This is a genomic window from Ammonicoccus luteus (assembly GCF_050880385.1).
Taxonomy (GTDB): Bacteria; Actinomycetota; Actinomycetes; order Propionibacteriales; family Propionibacteriaceae; genus Enemella.
The window spans coordinates 310,682-327,390 of the sequence record NZ_JBNZCI010000003.1; the positions used below are offsets into that span (position 1 = coordinate 310,682).

General features: G+C 67.5%; 16 protein-coding genes. 11 read left to right on the plus strand and 5 right to left on the minus strand.

Annotation, left to right across the window (positions count from 1 at the left end; all coding sequences use genetic code 11):
• Window positions 1–27 precede the first annotated feature (27 nt).
• Window positions 28–1,134: an S-(hydroxymethyl)mycothiol dehydrogenase gene (locus tag ACQ260_RS09285; protein ID WP_432559145.1), complete on the minus strand. Its 1,107-nt coding sequence runs from the start codon at window positions 1,132–1,134 to the stop codon at window positions 28–30.
• Window positions 1,135–1,361: 227 nt separating this feature from the next.
• Here ACQ260_RS09285 and ACQ260_RS17325 point away from each other — a divergent pair, with 227 nt between their 5' ends.
• On the plus strand, window positions 1,362–1,535 hold the full coding sequence (locus tag ACQ260_RS17325; protein WP_502219706.1) for a DUF8730 family Cys-rich protein: 174 nt from the start codon (window positions 1,362–1,364) through the stop codon (window positions 1,533–1,535).
• A 96-nt stretch (window positions 1,536–1,631) separates the two neighbouring features.
• Here ACQ260_RS17325 and ACQ260_RS09290 read toward each other — a convergent pair whose 3' ends face one another.
• Window positions 1,632–2,126 carry a hypothetical protein gene (locus ACQ260_RS09290; RefSeq protein WP_432559146.1) on the minus strand — a complete coding sequence of 165 codons (495 nt, stop codon included), beginning with the start codon at window positions 2,124–2,126 and terminating at the stop codon, window positions 1,632–1,634.
• Window positions 2,119–2,958 carry an alpha/beta hydrolase gene (locus ACQ260_RS09295; RefSeq protein WP_432559147.1) on the minus strand — a complete coding sequence of 280 codons (840 nt, stop codon included), beginning with the start codon at window positions 2,956–2,958 and terminating at the stop codon, window positions 2,119–2,121. The genes ACQ260_RS09290 and ACQ260_RS09295 overlap by 8 nt, the downstream gene beginning before the upstream one ends.
• A gap of 73 nt (window positions 2,959–3,031) precedes the next feature.
• On the opposite strand from ACQ260_RS09295, the gene ACQ260_RS09300 reads away from it, so the two are divergent.
• From ACQ260_RS09300 to ACQ260_RS09320, 5 genes are all read left to right on the plus strand, one after another.
• Window positions 3,032–3,820, plus strand: coding sequence for a lysophospholipid acyltransferase family protein (locus ACQ260_RS09300; RefSeq protein WP_432559148.1), 789 nt, complete (start codon window positions 3,032–3,034; stop codon window positions 3,818–3,820).
• Window positions 3,817–4,587 (plus strand): lysophospholipid acyltransferase family protein, encoded by a 771-nt coding sequence (locus ACQ260_RS09305; protein WP_432559149.1) that lies wholly within the window; start codon window positions 3,817–3,819, stop codon window positions 4,585–4,587. The genes ACQ260_RS09300 and ACQ260_RS09305 overlap by 4 nt, the downstream gene beginning before the upstream one ends.
• Window positions 4,584–5,741 (plus strand): MacS family sensor histidine kinase, encoded by a 1,158-nt coding sequence (gene macS, locus ACQ260_RS09310; RefSeq protein ID WP_432559150.1) that lies wholly within the window; start codon window positions 4,584–4,586, stop codon window positions 5,739–5,741. Before ACQ260_RS09305 ends, macS begins: the two co-directional genes overlap by 4 nt.
• Before the next feature lie 38 nt (window positions 5,742–5,779).
• Window positions 5,780–6,445 (plus strand): response regulator, encoded by a 666-nt coding sequence (locus tag ACQ260_RS09315; protein ID WP_432559151.1) that lies wholly within the window; start codon window positions 5,780–5,782, stop codon window positions 6,443–6,445.
• Window positions 6,446–6,569: 124 nt separating this feature from the next.
• Window positions 6,570–7,952 (plus strand): class II 3-deoxy-7-phosphoheptulonate synthase, encoded by a 1,383-nt coding sequence (locus ACQ260_RS09320; protein ID WP_432559152.1) that lies wholly within the window; start codon window positions 6,570–6,572, stop codon window positions 7,950–7,952.
• A 22-nt stretch (window positions 7,953–7,974) separates the two neighbouring features.
• Here the strand turns inward: ACQ260_RS09320 and ACQ260_RS09325 are convergent, their stop codons facing one another.
• A complete protein-coding gene (locus ACQ260_RS09325; RefSeq protein WP_432559153.1) occupies window positions 7,975–10,794 on the minus strand; it encodes an aconitate hydratase in 2,820 nt (939 codons plus the stop codon).
• 194 nt (window positions 10,795–10,988) lie between these two features.
• Between ACQ260_RS09325 and ACQ260_RS09330 the strand changes: the two genes are divergently transcribed.
• Entirely contained in the window at window positions 10,989–12,011 is a 1,023-nt protein-coding gene (locus ACQ260_RS09330; protein ID WP_432559154.1) for a threonine aldolase family protein, read from the plus strand.
• A gap of 22 nt (window positions 12,012–12,033) precedes the next feature.
• Entirely contained in the window at window positions 12,034–12,672 is a 639-nt protein-coding gene (locus tag ACQ260_RS09335) for an MBL fold metallo-hydrolase (protein ID WP_432559155.1), read from the plus strand.
• 134 nt (window positions 12,673–12,806) lie between these two features.
• Here ACQ260_RS09335 and pknB read toward each other — a convergent pair whose 3' ends face one another.
• The gene (gene pknB / locus ACQ260_RS09340) at window positions 12,807–14,864 is read right to left on the minus strand and encodes a Stk1 family PASTA domain-containing Ser/Thr kinase (RefSeq protein WP_432559156.1); all 2,058 of its coding nucleotides are present in this window, start codon (window positions 14,862–14,864) and stop codon (window positions 12,807–12,809) included.
• Window positions 14,865–14,999: 135 nt separating this feature from the next.
• Between pknB and ACQ260_RS09345 the strand changes: the two genes are divergently transcribed.
• Genes ACQ260_RS09345 through ACQ260_RS09355 form a run of 3 tightly spaced genes read left to right on the plus strand, consistent with a single transcriptional unit; the run spans window position 15,000 to window position 16,704 of the window.
• Window positions 15,000–15,788 carry a thiamine phosphate synthase gene (locus tag ACQ260_RS09345; protein ID WP_432559157.1) on the plus strand — a complete coding sequence of 263 codons (789 nt, stop codon included), beginning with the start codon at window positions 15,000–15,002 and terminating at the stop codon, window positions 15,786–15,788.
• Window positions 15,785–16,339, plus strand: coding sequence for a guanyl-specific ribonuclease (locus tag ACQ260_RS09350; protein WP_432559158.1), 555 nt, complete (start codon window positions 15,785–15,787; stop codon window positions 16,337–16,339). Before ACQ260_RS09345 ends, ACQ260_RS09350 begins: the two co-directional genes overlap by 4 nt.
• A complete protein-coding gene (locus ACQ260_RS09355; protein WP_432559159.1) occupies window positions 16,336–16,704 on the plus strand; it encodes a barstar family protein in 369 nt (122 codons plus the stop codon). The genes ACQ260_RS09350 and ACQ260_RS09355 overlap by 4 nt, the downstream gene beginning before the upstream one ends.
• Window positions 16,705–16,709 lie beyond the last annotated feature (5 nt).

Genomic DNA, 16,709 nt, shown 5'->3' on the forward strand with positions numbered 1-16,709 from the left:
TTCTAGTTTTTTTCCTGGCGATCGCGGTCAGTCAACCATGACCACGGAGCGCAGGACATCTCCGTGGTGCATCTTCTCGAATGCTGCCTCGACGTCGCCGATGCCGATTTTTTCGGTAACGAACGCCTCCAGCGGCAAGCGGCCCTGGAGATAGAGGTCCACCAACATCGGGAAGTCCCGGCTGGGCAGACAATCCCCGTACCACGACGACTTCAGGGCACCGCCGTGGCCGAAGACGTCCAGCAGTGGGACTTCCCAGGTCATCTCCGGTGTGGGCACGCCGACGAGGACTGCGGTCCCCGCGAGGTCCCGGGCCTGGAACGCCTGGGTGAAGGTCTCCGGCCGGCCGACCGCGTCGATGACACAATCCGCGCCGTGCCCACCGGTGAGCTTCTTGATCTCCTCGATCACATCGAGCTTGCCGTCGGCGTGGACCGAGTGGGTGGCCCCCAGCGCCATCGCTTGCTCGAGCTTGCGCGAGTCGGTGTCGACCGCGATGACCGTCGCCGCGCCGGCCAGCCTGGCGCCGACGACCGATGCCATGCCGACTCCGCCGCATCCGATGACCGCCACGGAGTCGCCCCGCCCGACGTTGCCCGTGTTGATGGCGGCACCCAGGCCTGCCATCACGCCGCAGCCCAGCAGGCCGGCGACTTCCGGCGCGGCGGCCGGGTCGACCTTCGTGCACTGTCCCGCCGCCACCAGCGTCTTCTCGGCGAATGCCCCGATGCCCAGCGCGGGTGAGAGTTCCTTGCCGGCATCGGGGTCGCCCTCGGCGAGTGTCATCTTCTGCTTGGCGTTGTGGGTGGCAAAGCAATACCACGGCTTGCCCTTGGCGCACGCCCGGCACTGGCCGCAGACGGCGCGCCAGTTCAGCACGACATAGTCGCCGGGTGCCACCTCTGTCACGCCCTCGCCGACCGACTCCACCACGCCGGCGGCCTCATGGCCCAGCAGGAAGGGGAACTCGTCGTTGATGCCGCCCTCGCGATAGTGCAGATCGGTGTGGCAGACCCCGCAGGCCTGGATCTTGACCACGGCCTCGCCGGGGCCCGGATCGGGGATCACGATGTCGACGACTTCCACGTCGGCGCCCTTGCTGCGGGCGATGACTGCTTTCACGGTCTGGCTCATCAGGGACTCCTTTGTGCGGTGCGACCTCGCATCGAATCTAGCAACGCGGCCTGATCGCGCGTCACATCGCTCTCGCTGAGCGCTTCACGCGGTCCGTGCGCGGCGGTGCGCGCTCCACGCCTCACCTGGATCGGATGGGCGGTGCACGGCAAGCGACTTGATCGCTGATACCCCCTAGGGTATAAAGGGGGAAGGATGATTCGAGATCCAGTGAAATGGAGGCAGGCATGTGCCGTGCGGTTAAGTGTCGGAAGTGTGGCAAGACGACGTGGGCCGGCTGCGGCATGCATGTCGACCAAGTGATGTCCGGGGTCGCTAAGGCGGACCGCTGCACCTGTGACCAGAACTCGGCGCCGGCAAGCTCCGGCGGTGGGTTCCTCGGCAAACTCTTGGGGCGCTGAGCCTCATCTGGACCAGTTCTTCTGCGTCACTGTCTCCTGGGGGAAGGCAGTGACGCAGTTCTGGATTCTGCCGGCGTACGCGCGGTCGTCTGGGCTTCAGACGACCGCCCCGTCGTCATCGGGGTCCCGATCCTTCGGCAGCGATCGCCAACCGATGAACACTGCGGCCACGAACGCGATGACTGCGAGCCAGCCGGCCCACCCAGGCAGGCGTACGCCCACGATCGTCAACAGGAGCGCAGCGAGGACGTAGGCCGCGCACGCCCACCCCAGAGCGGCCCATCCGCGCGGCGTGCGCAGCGGTGGCAGTGGCGGCGGGGTGTATTCCGAGGGATCCGGGTCGTCCGGCTCCGCCTCGGCCATCGCGGAATCGAAGCTGAAGGCCTTTGGTGGCTCGGCTGCGGGGCGGGGCGGACGAGGGGCCGAGTTTGCTGTGGGGCCGGACGGGTCGAAGGGCCGGGGTGAATCCCGGAGATCCGGCGGGTCGACGGGCCGCGTCGTGTGGGAGGCCTCCCCGAATCCCTCCATCGTGAGACCGGAGACCATCTCGGTGAAATCGCGATCGAAGTCTTCCTGGCGCCGGTCATTCATCGGGGACTCCGGTGCCGGCGGAAATCCCGTCCGGAGCATCGCCGTGAAACGCGCTGTGGCCGCGGATGAAGTCGACCGACTCGCTGAAGATGTCCTCGGCCTCGAAGTCCAGTGTCGCCACGTGGAACGAGCGGGTGAGCAGTCGCTCGGTGACCTCGGCGGAGGCCACCGAATGGTGGATGATCCTCGCCGAGGTGTCGTCCACGACGTGATCGGTTTCGGATCGGAACATCAGGATCGGCTGTTCAACCCGAGGCAGATCGGCCCGCACCGTCGTCCACAGGTCCATCATCGACACCACCGCCTTGAGCGGCACGCGGTCATAACCGTGCTCGGTCACATCGGGTTTGGCGATGTCGTCGGTGATCCCGGCCAGCGAGGGAACGAAGCGGCTGAGGAACGGCAGGAACAGATAGCGCTTGTCCGCGGTGCCCAGCGACGGGTTCACCAGAACGATCCCGCGCACATCGTCCGGATGGACCTGGGCCAGCCGAAGCGCGAGGGCCCCACCCATCGAAATCCCCATCACGAACACCTCGTCGCACTCCCGGCGCAGTGCACGCAGCGCCCCGTCGACCACGGCGAACCAGTCGTGCCACGACGTGCGGTTGAGTTGTTGCCACGACGTGCCGTGCCCGGGCAACAGCGGGAGCGCGACCCGATAACCCTCTGCCACCAAGTGATCGGCGAATGCGCGCAGCGAGAACGGCGATCCAGTGATGCCGTGGCACAGAACCACCCCGACGCGGCCGGAGCCGCCGGTGAACCCGACCGCGTTCTCGCGGACACCTGCCTTCGTTGTCGGGCGACTGCGCCATCTCACGGTTGTCATGCTACCCACCGCGCGCAGTCCGTGGCCCGCAAGAGGTGTACCGCTGTCGCCCTTGTGGCCTAGGGTTTCGACTGTGTACTACTGGCTTTTCAAGTGGTTTCTGTTCGCGCCGGTCCTGAAGGCCGTGTGCCGGCCGTGGCTAGAGGGTGCCGAGAACATCCCGAGCAAGGGCGCTGCGGTCCTCGTGAGCAACCACCTGTCCTACGGCGACACCGTGATCCTGCCCGCGATCGTCGAGCGCAAGATCACCTTTCCGGCCAAGGCTGAACTGTTCCGGGGCAAGTCCTTCGGCGGCAAGGTCGTGTCCTGGTTCCTCCGCAACGTGGGCATGTTGCCGATGGACCGCTCCGGCGGTCGCGCCTCCGCCGACTCGGTGGACCACGTCGGCGAGATTCTGCGGTCCCAGGAGATCGTCGGGATCTATGCAGAGGGCACGCGTTCCCCCGACGGCCGGCTCTACAAGGGCAAGACCGGGGTGGCCCGGCTGGTTCTCGCCCACCAGGTGCCGGTCTTGCCGGTCGGCACGGTGAGCACGCAGTTCGTCAAGGGTTGGTTCGGCATTCCTTATATGCGCCGCCCCGGGATTCGCATCGGCAAGCCGCTCGATTTCAGTCAGTACTTCGATCAACCCAACAATCGCGAGGTGTTGCGGTGGGTCACCGACGAGATCATGTCCGCCATCCAGGAACTGACCGGCCAGGAATACGTGGACGTGTACGCAACCTCCATCAAGTCCGGTGCCCTCGACGGCCGCAACATCGAGGAGAAGGTCATGGTCCGGCCAGGCGCAGGCAACCGTGTGCCGCCGACCACTGGTGAGCTGGCTGCTCAGGCCGAGCAGGACGCGGCGGAGCAGAAATGAAGAAGAGCCCTCGGCCGGACCCGACCGCGACCGATGCCGTGGTCCGGGTCGGCGAGGAAGGTGACGGCTCGGGCGGTGGGACCTACTGGCTCTTCAAGAACATTCTGCTCGGGCCGGGCATCAAGCGCATCTTCCGTCCGGTTGTCGAGGGCGCTGACAACGTCCCGGAGCAGGGCGCGGCGATCATCGCCAGCAACCACCTGTCGATCGCAGACTGGTTGTTCACGCCGCTCGCCCTGCGGCGGCGCATCACCTATGTGGCGAAGTCCGACTATTTCAACGGCACCGGCCTCAAAGGGCTGCTGCAACGCAAGTTCTTCGCCGGCACCGGACAGGTGCCCATCGACCGCTCCGGAGGCGAGGCGTCGAAGGGCGCACTGCGCGCCGGACTCCGCGTACTCAATCGTGGCGAACTCTTCGGCATCTTCCCCGAGGGAACGCGCAGTCACGACGGGCGGCTCTACAAGGGGCGCACCGGAGTCGCTCGGTTGGCGCTCGAGGCGGGCGTGAGCGTCATCCCCGCGGCGGTCATCAACACCGATCTCATCGCTCCCCGCGACAAACACTTCGGCCGGGTCGTGACGCCCATCGTCAAGTTCGGCAGGCCGTTGGATTTCTCCCGGTACGCAGACGTCAGCGAGGACCGGTTCATCCTGCGATCGATCACCGATGAGGTGATGTACGCGATCATGGAGCTCTCCGGGCAGGAATACGTCGACGAATATGCGACGGTGGCCCGCGAGAAGGCCAAGGAAACAGCCGGATGACCATGCCGATGTTCGGACGGGGCAGCGCCCATCCGGGCACCGAGGTCACCCCGCCGCTGTTCTCCGCGTTGGCCTCCATGCGTTATGTCCTCGTCCTGCTGACCGTTGTCGTCAACATGGCCCGCTTGGACCGCGCGCTGATGCCGGTGGCGGTCGTCATCTTCTGCCTGGTGATGATTGTGGTGTCGGTGCTGCTGCATCGGCTGTATGCAGGGAAGTGCCGCGTTCCGGGCTGGGTGCTCGGGCTCGACTTCGCGTGCACGTTCATCCTCCTGGCGCTCTCACCGGCGGTGTTGGGGCCGGGGGACACGGTGCCGATCACCGGGTTCTGGACTGCTGCCGCCCCACTGGCGATCGCGTTCGGTCGCGGCTGGCTGCCGGGCGGCAATGCGGCGCTTGCCATGTGTCTCATCACGTTCGCGCAGAATCCGGATCCCAACCCGGAGCGCTGGGGTCTGCTGGTCGTGTTGGTCATCGGCGCCGGCGGTCTTGGTTTCATGGTCGACCAGCTCCACCGGGTGACCGCGGAACACGAGCGGCTGAGTGCCGCCACCGCCCTCAGCACCGAGCGCCAACGACTCTCCCGGATCGTGCACGACGGAGTCCTGCAGGTGCTGGCGATGGTCGAACGGGAAGCGCCCGGGCTGGGCCCGCGGGGTCAGCGATTGGCCCGGCTGGCACGCGAACAGGAGAGCCAGCTGCGGGCGCTGATCCGGGACGAGACCGACGCAACCGCGGGGGATTCGCGCGAGGTGACCCATCGCAACTTCTGCGCCGCGCTCGACCGCCACGCGAGTGCAACCGTGACGGTCTCGACACCGGCTGAACCGCTGCTGATCGAGTCCCGCCGTTCGATGGAACTGGATGCGGCGATTGGTGAGGCGCTCGCGAACGTGGAGAAGCACGCCGGTCCGGATGCCCGGGCCTGGGTGCTTCTGGAGGTCGAGGGGACCGATGCGGTCGTCTCCATCCGGGACAACGGCGTGGGCGGCGAGCCTGAAGAGTTTGCCGCGGCAATGCGCGCTGGTCGCCTCGGCATGAAAGACTCGATTCACGGACGCATCCGCGATCTTGGCGGCACCGCGACCATGCGCACGGCGCCCGGACGGGGCGTCGAGTGGGAGTTCCGCGTGCCGATCGAAGCTGGGACCTGACGACGGGCGTCGACGGCACGAGCAACGCGGAGAGGACGATGAAGCAGGCCAAGGACATGCCACGACGGGTGATGCTGGTCGACGACCACCCCATGTGGCTGGAAGCGATGGGTGGCGACCTCGAGGACGACGGGTTCGAGATCGTCGCCACGGCTCGGGCGGGGGAGGAGTGCCTCATCCGCGCCCGGGCGACGCGCCCCGATGTCCTCGTCATGGACCTGCAGATCCCCGAACCCGACGGTGCGACCTGCACCGAGATCCTCATGCAGGAGTTTCCCGATCTGAAGGTGCTCGTCGTGTCCGCGTCGGGGGAGCGGGGTGACGTGCTGCGTGCCGTCAAGGCGGGTGCACGGGGTTATCTGCTCAAGTCCGCCACACCTCAGGAAATGCTGGACGGCGTGCGACAGACGGCCCTCGGTCAGGCCGTGTTCACCCCGAGCCTGGCGGGCCTGGTGCTCGGTGAGTTCCGCCGCATGGTCACGAATGCCGAGGCCCACAACGATCCGGGCCCGGCGCTCACCGCCCGCGAGATCGAGGTGCTGCGCTATGTCGCCAAGGGCATGGCCTATCGCGAGATCGCCGACGAACTCTTCGTCTCCCACCGCACCGTGCAGAACCACGTCCAGAACGTGCTCCGCAAGCTTCAACTCCACAACCGCGTCGAGTTGGCGCTGTACGCCGTGGAGCGCGGATACACCGTCTGAGCCGAGGGCTGACACCCAAGGCCGGCGCGCAGACTCTCACCACGACACCGGGCGCCCGCGTGCGCCACGGTCCGGTCTCTGGCATCACCGGTCGCGCTTGACAGCAGCGCCTATCCTTCACCTCGTGTCTTTCCCCAGCCTGGAGCAGTTGCACGCACTCAGCCCGCAGCAGCAGCCGGAATATCCCGATCCGGCAGCTGTCGATGCGGTGAGCCGCGACCTGTCCACCCGTCCGCCGTTGGTGTTCGCCGGAGAGTGCGACGATCTGCGCACCAAGCTCGCGTCCGTCGCCCGTGGCGAGGCCTTCCTCCTGCAGGGCGGTGACTGCGCGGAGACGTTCGCGGGAGTGACCGCGCAGAACGTGAAGAACAAGCTGCAGGTGCTCCTGGCGATGGCGGTCGTCATGACGTATGCCGCCCAGGTGCCGGTCGTGAAGGTCGGCCGGATCGCGGGTCAGTACGCCAAGCCCCGATCCTCGACCACCGAGACCCGCGGTGACGTGTCGCTGCCGAGCTTCCGCGGTGACGCCGTGAACGGCTTCGAGTTCACCCCCGAGTCCCGGATCCCGGATCCCGACCGGCTGCTCCGGGTCTACAACGCCTCCGCGGCCACCCTGAACCTGACGCGGGCGTTCGTCACCGGTGGTTTCGCGGACCTCCGGACGATCCACAACTGGAACTCGAACTTCGTGCGCAACTCGGGCGCGGTAGCCCGTTATGAGGCGCTCGCCGACGAGATCGAACGGGCGATGGCCTTCATGGTCGCCTGCGGCATCTCCGACGAGCACATGCGCACGGTCGATTTCTATGCGTCCCACGAGGCCCTGCTCCTCGAATACGAGCACGCTCTGACGCGCATCGACTCGCGCTCGCAGCAGCCCTACAACACCTCCGGTCACTTCATCTGGATCGGGGAGCGTACGCGGCAGTTGGACGGTGCTCACGTCGAGCTCCTGCGGCACGTCCGCAACCCCATCGGGGTGAAGCTCGGGCCTAAGGTCACCGGCGCGGATGCCCTGGCGATGGCCGAACGGCTGGATCCGGACAACGAGCCGGGCCGCCTGACGTTCATCACCCGCATGGGCGCCGACAACGTGAAGGACGCGCTGCCGCCGATCATCGAGACCCTGCACAACGCCGGCCGCACGCCGGTGTGGGTGTGCGACCCCATGCACGGCAACACCTTCTCGACGTCCAACGGCTTCAAGACCCGGGCCTTCGACCAGATCGTCGCGGAGCTCAACGGCTGGTTCGACGTCCACGACCAGATGGACTCGTGGCCCGGTGGCGTGCACATCGAACTCACCGGTGACGACGTGACCGAGTGCGTGGGCGGCGTGGGCGAGGTGAACGAGACGGATCTGGAGAACCGCTACGAGAGCGTCTGCGATCCGCGTCTCAACCGCAACCAGTCGCTGGAACTCGCGTTCACCGTGGCCGAGCGCCTGACCGACGGCCGCATCAAGCGCCCGAACCCGATCCAGGAGTTCGTGCCGGTCGACCTCTGACCGTGATCGCCCGGACGCTCTCTCAGCCGTCGACCAGCGAGCGCAGCACGAACTGCAGGATCCCGTCGTTGCGGTAGTAGTCCGCTTCACCGGGGGTGTCGATCCGCACGATCGCGTCGAACTCGACCGCTTGCCCGTCGTCCTTCGCCGCGACGACGTGCACGGTCTTCGGCGTCCGCCCCTCGTTCAGCTCCGTCACGCCCGTGATGGTGAACGTCTCAGTGCCGTCGAGACCCAGCGAGTCGGCGTTCTCGCCCTCGGGGAACTGCAGCGGCAACACGCCCATGCCGATGAGATTGGAGCGGTGGATCCGCTCATAGGACTCCGCGATGACCGCCCGCACACCCAGCAGCCGGGTGCCCTTCGCCGCCCAGTCACGGGAGGACCCGGAGCCGTACTCCTTGCCGGCCAGCAACACCAGCGGCGTGCCCGCCCGCGCGTACGCCTCGGCCGCCTCGAAGATCGTCGTCTGCGGCCCGTCCGGCTGGGTGAAGTCGCGGGTGAAGCCGCCCTCCACACCGTCCAGCAGCTGGTTGCGCAACCGAATGTTCGCGAACGTGCCGCGGATCATCACCTCGTGGTTGCCGCGCCGCGAGCCATAGGAGTTGAAGTCCTTGGGCTTGATGCCGCGCTCGGACAGATAGCGCCCCGCGGGACTGTCGGCCTTGATCGATCCCGCCGGGCTGATGTGGTCGGTGGTGACCGAGTCGCCCAGCTTGGCCAGCACCCGTGCGTCGGCGATGTCCGCGACCGGCTCGGGCCGGGCCTGCATGCCGTCGAAGTACGGCGGCTTGCGGACATAGGTCGAGTCGGTCGCCCACTCGAACGTGTCACCTTCCGGCGTCGGCAGCGACTGCCAGCGCTCATCCCCGGCAAAGACATCGGCATAGTCCGCGACGAACAACTCGCGACTGATCGACTCGGCGATCGTCCGTTCGACGGCCACCGGGTCGGGCCAGATCTCGGCGAGGAAGACGTCGTTGCCGTCGCTGTCCCGGCCGAGCGGTTCGCTCTCGAAGTCGAAGTCCATCGTCCCCGCCAAGGCGTACGCAATCACCAACGGCGGAGACGCCAGATAGTTCATCTTCACATCGGGATTGATCCGGCCCTCGAAGTTGCGGTTGCCGGACAGCACCGAGACCACCGCCAGATCAGCGGCGTTGACCGCCTCCGAAACTTCGTCGATCACCGGACCGGAGTTGCCGATGCAGGTGGTGCAGCCATAGCCGACCAGGTGGAACCCGAGCTTCTCCAGATAGGGCCACATGCCGGCGCTCTCGAAATAGCCGGTCACAACCTGCGAGCCGGGCGCCATCGAGGTTTTCACCCATGGCGGCACGCTCAGCCCCCGTTCGACGGCGTTCTTCGCCAGCATCGCCGCGGCCATCATCACCGAGGGGTTCGAGGTGTTGGTGCACGAGGTGATCGAGGCGATCGCCACGTGTCCGTGGTCGATCTCGACCTGTTCGGCGCCGATCTCGACCGGAGTGGGGGTGCTGGTTCGCTCACCGTTGAACGCCAACGAGTGGGACGGGTGTCCGGCGGCCTGCGATTGGTGGCGCGGATCGTGGGAGGGCGCGTCGGACGCCGGGAAGGTGTCGGCCAGTTCCTGATCGACCGCGCTCTTCTCGATGCCCTGGCCGTCGACGACATAGTTCTGCAGGTCCGCATGGAACTGCTGCTTGGCCTGGGCCAAGTCGATGCGGTCCTGCGGGCGCTTGGGTCCGGCGATCGAGGGCACGACTGTCGCCAGGTCGAGCTCGAGGCGTTCGCTGTAGCGGGCCTCGGCCTGCGGGTTCGCCCACATGCCCTGCTCCTTGGCGTACGCCTCCACCAGCGCCACCTGCTCCTCCGCACGGCCCGTGAGCCGCAGATAGTCGAGCGTGACGTCATCGATCGGGAAGATCGCACAGGTCGAGCCGAACTCGGGGCTCATGTTGCCGATCGTGGCGCGGTTGGCGAGCGGGACGGCAGCCACACCCTCGCCATAGAACTCGACGAACTTGCCCACGACACCGTGCTCGCGCAGCATTTCCGTGATCGTCAGCACCACGTCCGTGGCGGTGGCGCCGGGCGGCACAGCGCCCGTCAGCTTGAACCCGACGACGCGGGGGATCAACATCGACACCGGCTGGCCGAGCATCGCGGCCTCGGCCTCGATGCCGCCGACACCCCAGCCCAACACCCCGAGCCCGTTCACCATCGTGGTGTGGGAGTCCGTGCCGACGCAGGTGTCGGGGTACGCCTGCACAGTGCCCTCGACGTCGCGGGTCATGGTCACCTTGGCCAGGTGCTCGATGTTGACCTGATGGACGATGCCGGTGCCCGGAGGCACCACCTTGAAGTCCTCGAACGCGGTCTGCCCCCACCGCAGGAACTGATAGCGCTCACCATTGCGCTGATATTCGATCTCCACGTTGCGCTCGAACGCGTCCCGCCGGCCGAAGACATCGATGATCACGGAGTGGTCGATGACCAGTTCGGCGGGTGCGAGCGGGTTGATCCTCGTCGGGTCGCCGCCCAGATCGACCATCGCCTCGCGCATGGTGGCCAAGTCCACGATGCAGGGGACGCCGGTGAAGTCCTGCATGATCACCCGCGCCGGGGTGAACTGGATCTCCGTGTCCGGGTCGGCGTTCTCATCCCACCCGGCCAACGCGTTGACATGGTCGGCGGTGATGTTCGCACCGTCCTCGGTGCGCAGGAGATTCTCCAGCAGCACCTTCAGTGAATAGGGGAGCGAGGCGGCTCCCGGGAGTCCGCCGATGCGGTAGATCTCGTAGCTGCTCTCTCCGACCGTCAGGGTGCCCCTGGCGCCGAAGCTGTCCGGATTCGTGCTCACGTCTCGTCCTTCGCTCAGCTGATGTGTCTGACATCAGGGCAGTGCGGGCAGCGTCCGGCGACTCTGCCGGCGTACTGCTTCGCCCGAGGGTCCCGCCCGGACGCGCGCCGCTGTCCTTCCATCGTGCCTCACCGGTGCTCTCCCGGTTCGGGCGCCGTGGGCGACATGGGGTCGGTGGGCCGTATCGTGGCGCCGTGATCGACCTCCGCAGTGACACCCTGACCAAGCCCACGCCCGGCATGCGGGCCGCGATGGCGGCGGCGGAGGTGGGGGATGACGTGTACGCCGAAGACCCCTCCGTGCTCGCTCTCGAGGAGCGCGTCGCCGACCTGCTCGGCCACGAAGCCGCACTGTTCTGCGCCACCGGATCGCTGGCCAACCTGCTCGGCGTCCGGCTCCTCGTGGAGCCCGGACAGGAGGTCCTCTGCGATGCCCGCGCCCACATCGCCCGGGCCGAACTCGGGGCCCACGGCGCGGTGTTCGGAGTGACGATGCGGACATGGACGTCATCGCGCGGGGTGGCCGATGCGGCCGCCATCGAAGCGCTGCTCGAACCGGACGCCGGGCCCCATCTGGTGTCGACCGCCGCCGTTGCACTCGAGAACACGCACAACTTCGGCGGCGGCACGATCCAGCCGCTCGACCATCTGCAGGCTGTCCATGCACTGTGTCGCGACGCGGGCGTCGGACTCCATCTCGACGGCGCCCGACTGTGGAATGCCGCCGTCGCGACAGGGGTGGGAATGCGGGATTACGGCCGCCTGTTCGACACCGTCTCGGTCTGCTTCTCCAAGGGGCTCGGTGCGCCCGTCGGATCCATGCTCGTCGCCTCCCGGGAACGCATCGACACCGCCCGCATCCTCCGCAAGCGCCTCGGCGCCGGCTGGCGTCAAGCAGGTGTCCTGGCGGCCGCGGCCGCGTACGCCATCGACCACCACATCGACCGACTGGCCGACGACCACCAAGCGGCGCAGGCGTTCGCCGCAGCGGTTGCGGAGCGTACGCCCACCGCCGTCGACCCCGCCCAGGTGGAAACGAACATCGTCGTCCTCGACACCGGACACCACCGGGCAGCCGAGATCGCCGGCCGGGCACTGGAATCCGGTGTCGCGGTGTCCGCCTTGGGCGCCCGGATGATCCGTGCCGTCACCCACCTCGACGTCACCGTCAAGGAGGCCAGGAGCGCCGGCGAGACCCTCGGGGCGCTGCTCGCCTGATCCCGTGAGCTAGCGTGCTGTCATGGAGATCACACACTTGGGCCACTCCACGGTGCTCCTCGACGTCGACGGAGTCCGCATCCTCCTCGACCCGGGCAACTTCTCCGAGGACTGGCACGGACTCACCGAGCTTGACGCCATCGTCATCACGCACCTGCACCCCGACCACGTCGACCCCAAGCACGTCCCCGCGCTCGTCGCCGCCAATCCGGAGGCCCGACTCCTCGTGGAGCCCGGCGTGCCCGGCGAAGTCGATCTGCCCACCGCCGAGCGCATCCCGGCGGAAAGCAGCATCCGCATTGGCGCCGTCCTCCTGCACACCGTCGGCGGCCAGCACGCCGTCATCCACCGCGACATCCCGATGATCGGCAACGTCGGCGTCGTCGTCTCCGCCGAGGGCCACCCCACCCTGTTCCACCCAGGCGACTCACTCGCTGCCTGCCCGCCAGGCATCGATGTGCTCGCGCTCCCGGCCATGGGGCCCTGGGCAGCTATGAAAGAGCACATCGACTTCGCCCGCACCATCGGAGCCCCCCTCGGCTTCCCGATCCATGACGGTCTCATCAACGACCGCGGCTGGAACCTGGTCGTCAACCGCATCAACGACATGACCGAAACCCGCCTCAACGACTATCGGGACGGCCAGCCGCACGCTGTGTAGTGCGGCGCTGCCGCGCCGCGCGGGGGGCGACCCCCGGACCCCCGTGCTCGCTCTGCGCTCCTCACGTCGTCGCTCGCGGGGCTCGCTCTGCGCTCCTCACGTCGTCGCTCGCGGGTCGCGGAGTTAGTCCCTGCCTAGACCAAGAACAACGTGATCGTCGACCCCTCCGGGACCTCGTGGCCGGCCGGGGGATCGGTGCGCTGGGCGAAGCCGAGGTCGAGGAAGTTCTCGCCGTGCTTGGTCTCGACGCGGAAGCCCGCCTTCGTGAGCTGGTCCGCCGCCTCCTGAACAGGAAGCGCCCGGACGTCCGGCACCTTGACCATCGCCGGGCCGAGCGAGCGGACGATCGTGACAGTGCGGCCGCGATGGGTGGTGCCGCTCGCCGGATCCTGGGACACGACATGGCCCGCGGGCACCGACGGTGAATGGGCGGTCTTCACGACGACGTTGAAACCGGCGTTCTCGAGTGTGGCCTGCGCCTGATCCGCCGGGCGCCCCGACTGGTTGACGATCCGGATCGGACGGGGGCCCTTCGACAGCGTCAGGTCGATCCGGGCATCCCGGCGCATCGGGGTGCCGGACTCCGCGGAGGTCTCGGTGACCAGCCCCGGCGCGAGCTCCTCGTGCCAGTCCTCGTTGACCGTGCCGACCGCGAGGTTCGCCTGCTCAAGCATCTTCTCGGCATCATCCTTGGTCAGGCCGATCACCCGTGGCATTGAGAACCGCTCCGGCCCCTTGGACACCACCATCGCCACGCTGCCCCCGCGTGGGACGTCCGCACCGGCGACCGGTTCGGTCGAGATGACCGTGCCGGCCGGGACATTCTCGTTGAAGTCCTGGGTGGTCTCGGTCGTGAGACCCCTCTCCTCGGCGACTCGCGTGGCGTCCGCCTGGGTGAGCCCCGCCATCTCGGGAGCCTCGACGAAACGGCCGTCGAGCATCCACCACGCGCCCGTCCCGCCGATCGTGAGAGCGATCAACAGCAGCAGCGTCACGAAACGACGACGGCGAACCGCGACAGGCGAGGGCCGAGCAGCCTGCTTCCGCACGCTCTCGGAGCGCTGATCGCGCTGCGTCCGGTGCTTCTGTTTCCGGACCGCAGGCTGCCGCACCGTCGGTGGGAGCGCGGGCTCGGGTCGCGACGGCGACATTGGCGATCCGGCCGCCTGCCGGGATGCCTCTCGCGCCTCGGCAACGACAGGGAGGGCGGGCAGATCAACCTCGTCGACGCTCCCGCGGATATGGGTCTGGGTGTCTTCCTGATCGACGAACCGTGCGGTGAAGGCGGCCGTGAGCGCGGGATCATCCATGATCCCCTTCGACAGCGCCTCCCTGGCGCGCCCGACCATCGTGCGGAGTTCGCGGGCGTCCCGCGGCCGCCGATCGGGCTCGCGCTGGGTCGCCGCACGGACCAGCGCGTCAAGATAAGGCGGAATCCCGTTCCGAGACACCTGCCAATGCGTATCCAGCCGCGTGGAGGGCGCCGGGATCCGGTTGTGCACGTGCGCATAAGCCACCTGGATCGGCGTTTCACCCGTATAGGGCTTCGTGCCCGTCAGCAGTTCAAACAGCACGACCCCGGTCGAATAGACATCCGACCGGGTATCGGCCTTCCCGTGCAGCACCAATTCGGGCGGCAGATAGGAAACGGTTCCGATCAGCACGCCCTGCGTCGCGGTCGTGTGGGCGCTGACCGCCCGAGCCAACCCGAAGTCGGCGACCTTGAGGTGGTTCTTGGCCGAGATCAGCACGTTCTCCGGCTTGATGTCGCGGTGCACGAGACCGTTCTCATGGGCCGCGCAGAGTGCCGCGAGGATCAGATCGATCAGCTCGAGGGCCTTCAGCGGCTCCATGGGGGTGTCGGCGCTGATGACATTGCGCAGCGTGCACCCCTCCACATATTCCATGACGATGTAAGGCCGCCCGGCATCGTGCCCCTGATCGAACACCGACACGACGTTGGGGTGGCACAGTTTCGCCGCAGAACGCGCTTCGCGGTCGAACTTCCGGGTGAAGTCGTCGTCCTCGCCGAGTCCCTCGTGCATCACCTTGACGGCAACGACCCGTCCGAGCCGCATATCGGTGGCCCGATAGACGGTCGCCATGCCGCCTCGGGCGAGACGCTGCAGAACTTGGTACCGACCGTCCAGCACAACGCCGACCAAGGGGTCACCGATGCTGGTTGTCGTCACGTCACGCTCCGAACACAAGTAGAGGAAGGTGGCACTCGTGCAAAGCCTGCCCCGCAGTCTAGGCAGGGAATCCGGTGGACATGTCCAACCGATGCGGGGTGTCGGACACCCGTTGGCTGTCCTAGGCTGACTCCCGTGACAGCACTCATGGGACTCGATGTCCGGCTGAAAACTGCGCGACTCTATCTGAGCACCGATCTGCGCGCGGAGACCGGGGACTTCGTGAGCTTCGTGGAGAAGGCATTCGCGGGCGGGGTGGACGTTCTTCAGGTACGCCAGGACGACGCCTCCGACGAGCAACTGCTCGATGCCCTCGATCTTGCCCGGACGGTGGCTTACCACTACCAGGGTCTGGTCGTGGTGAACGGGTCCCCGGCACTGGCCAAGCAGTTCAACGGTGACGTGCTGCATCTCTCACAGATCGACACCACGCCCAAGGTCGCCCGGCCCCAGCTCCACCAGTGGGCGCTCATCGGCCAGTCGGCGCACGACGAGGACCAGGTCAACGCCGCCGTGCGCGACCAGGAGGTCAACTATCTGTCGATCGGGCCGGTCTATCTGTCCCAGTCCCACCCGCAGTTCCGGGCACCGGGACATGACCTCGTGCGGTTCACCGCGACCGTGCAGCCCCCGGGGGACCCGGAATCGAAGCCGTGGTTCGCCAGCGGAGGCATCGACGAGGAGACGATCGACGACGTCCTCGCCGCGGGGGCCCGCCGGGTCTGGGTGACCAGGGCGATCACCCGCGCACCCGACGCAGAGGCCGCGGCCGGCCGCCTGTCCCGCAAGCTCCGGGAAGCCTGGAACAACGATCCCCACATGCAGGAGTTCCTGGGCTCGGTCTTCAAACAGGGCCTGCAGGCCGATCCGTTCATTCCCGTGCAGGAGAAGCCTCCGGCCGACGGCTCACCGACGATCCAGTGACCGCCGGCACACCGTCGCCCGGCACCCGTCGAGGGCCCCGTTCGTGGGCCCTCGTCGCTGTCCTGCTGGTGGTTGCGCTGGGCGCGTGGTGGTTGTTGGGCGGGGGCGGGGGCGAGGACCCGCGTACGCAGACGACACCCGCACCCACGTCCATCTCGTCGCCGCCCACCACGACACCGGGCCAACCCGCAACGGACGCGCAGACCGGTCGGCCCACCCCGCCGAGGCGTACGCAGGCTTCCCGCGCCGAAACCATCGACCCAGTCTCCGGATTGCCGTGGATAGCCGTGGCGGACCTGCCGCGGGAGGCCCGGCAGACGCTGACGCTGATCGACCGGGGTGGCCCGTTCCCCTACGACAAGGACGGCTCGACGTTCGGCAACTTCGAGGGGATCCTGCCGCAGGAGCGGCGCGGATATTACCGGGAGTATACGGTCGACACCCCCGGTTCACGCAATCGCGGGGCACGCCGCATCGTCACGGGCGACAATGATCGCATCCATTACTGGACCGACGATCACTACGAAACGTTCAAGAGGATTCGACGATGAGCCCCCTCGACATCCCGGCCGGCCTCGTCCGGGGCACGCCCGGCGTCTATCGGATGAGCCGGCCGCCCAACGACCTGATTCGCCGGCTGCGAGGTCACGGCTGGGCCGTCGGCCAACTCGCCCGCGTGACCGACCGCGCCGGGGTGCTCGAGGGGATCGGGCGGGCTCTCGGATTTCCGGACTACTACGGGCAGAACCTCGATGCCCTGTGGGACTGCCTCACCGATCTGACGCGTCCGACCGTGCTGATCTGGGAAGGCTGGCAGGACTTCGCCGTCTATCACGCCGACGACTGGGCACGTCTCCGGCACGTCCTCGGCGATCGGGTCACCCAGGAACCGCCGTTCGCGGTCGTCCTCGTCTGACCCGC

What these genes read in the sequence shown, in the direction of transcription:
- ACQ260_RS09285 (WP_432559145.1), bottom strand. Translation starts at nt 1,134, where the DNA reads ATGAGCCAGACCGTGAAAGCAGTCATCGCCCGCAGCAAGGGCGCCGAC.
- ACQ260_RS17325 (WP_502219706.1), top strand. Translation starts at nt 1,362, where the DNA reads ATGTGCCGTGCGGTTAAGTGTCGGAAGTGTGGCAAGACGACGTGGGCC.
- ACQ260_RS09290 (WP_432559146.1), bottom strand. Translation starts at nt 2,126, where the DNA reads ATGAATGACCGGCGCCAGGAAGACTTCGATCGCGATTTCACCGAGATG.
- ACQ260_RS09295 (WP_432559147.1), bottom strand. Translation starts at nt 2,958, where the DNA reads ATGACAACCGTGAGATGGCGCAGTCGCCCGACAACGAAGGCAGGTGTC.
- ACQ260_RS09305 (WP_432559149.1), top strand. Translation starts at nt 3,817, where the DNA reads ATGAAGAAGAGCCCTCGGCCGGACCCGACCGCGACCGATGCCGTGGTC.
- macS (WP_432559150.1), top strand. Translation starts at nt 4,584, where the DNA reads ATGACCATGCCGATGTTCGGACGGGGCAGCGCCCATCCGGGCACCGAG.
- ACQ260_RS09315 (WP_432559151.1), top strand. Translation starts at nt 5,780, where the DNA reads ATGAAGCAGGCCAAGGACATGCCACGACGGGTGATGCTGGTCGACGAC.
- ACQ260_RS09335 (WP_432559155.1), top strand. Translation starts at nt 12,034, where the DNA reads ATGGAGATCACACACTTGGGCCACTCCACGGTGCTCCTCGACGTCGAC.
- ACQ260_RS09355 (WP_432559159.1), top strand. Translation starts at nt 16,336, where the DNA reads ATGAGCCCCCTCGACATCCCGGCCGGCCTCGTCCGGGGCACGCCCGGC.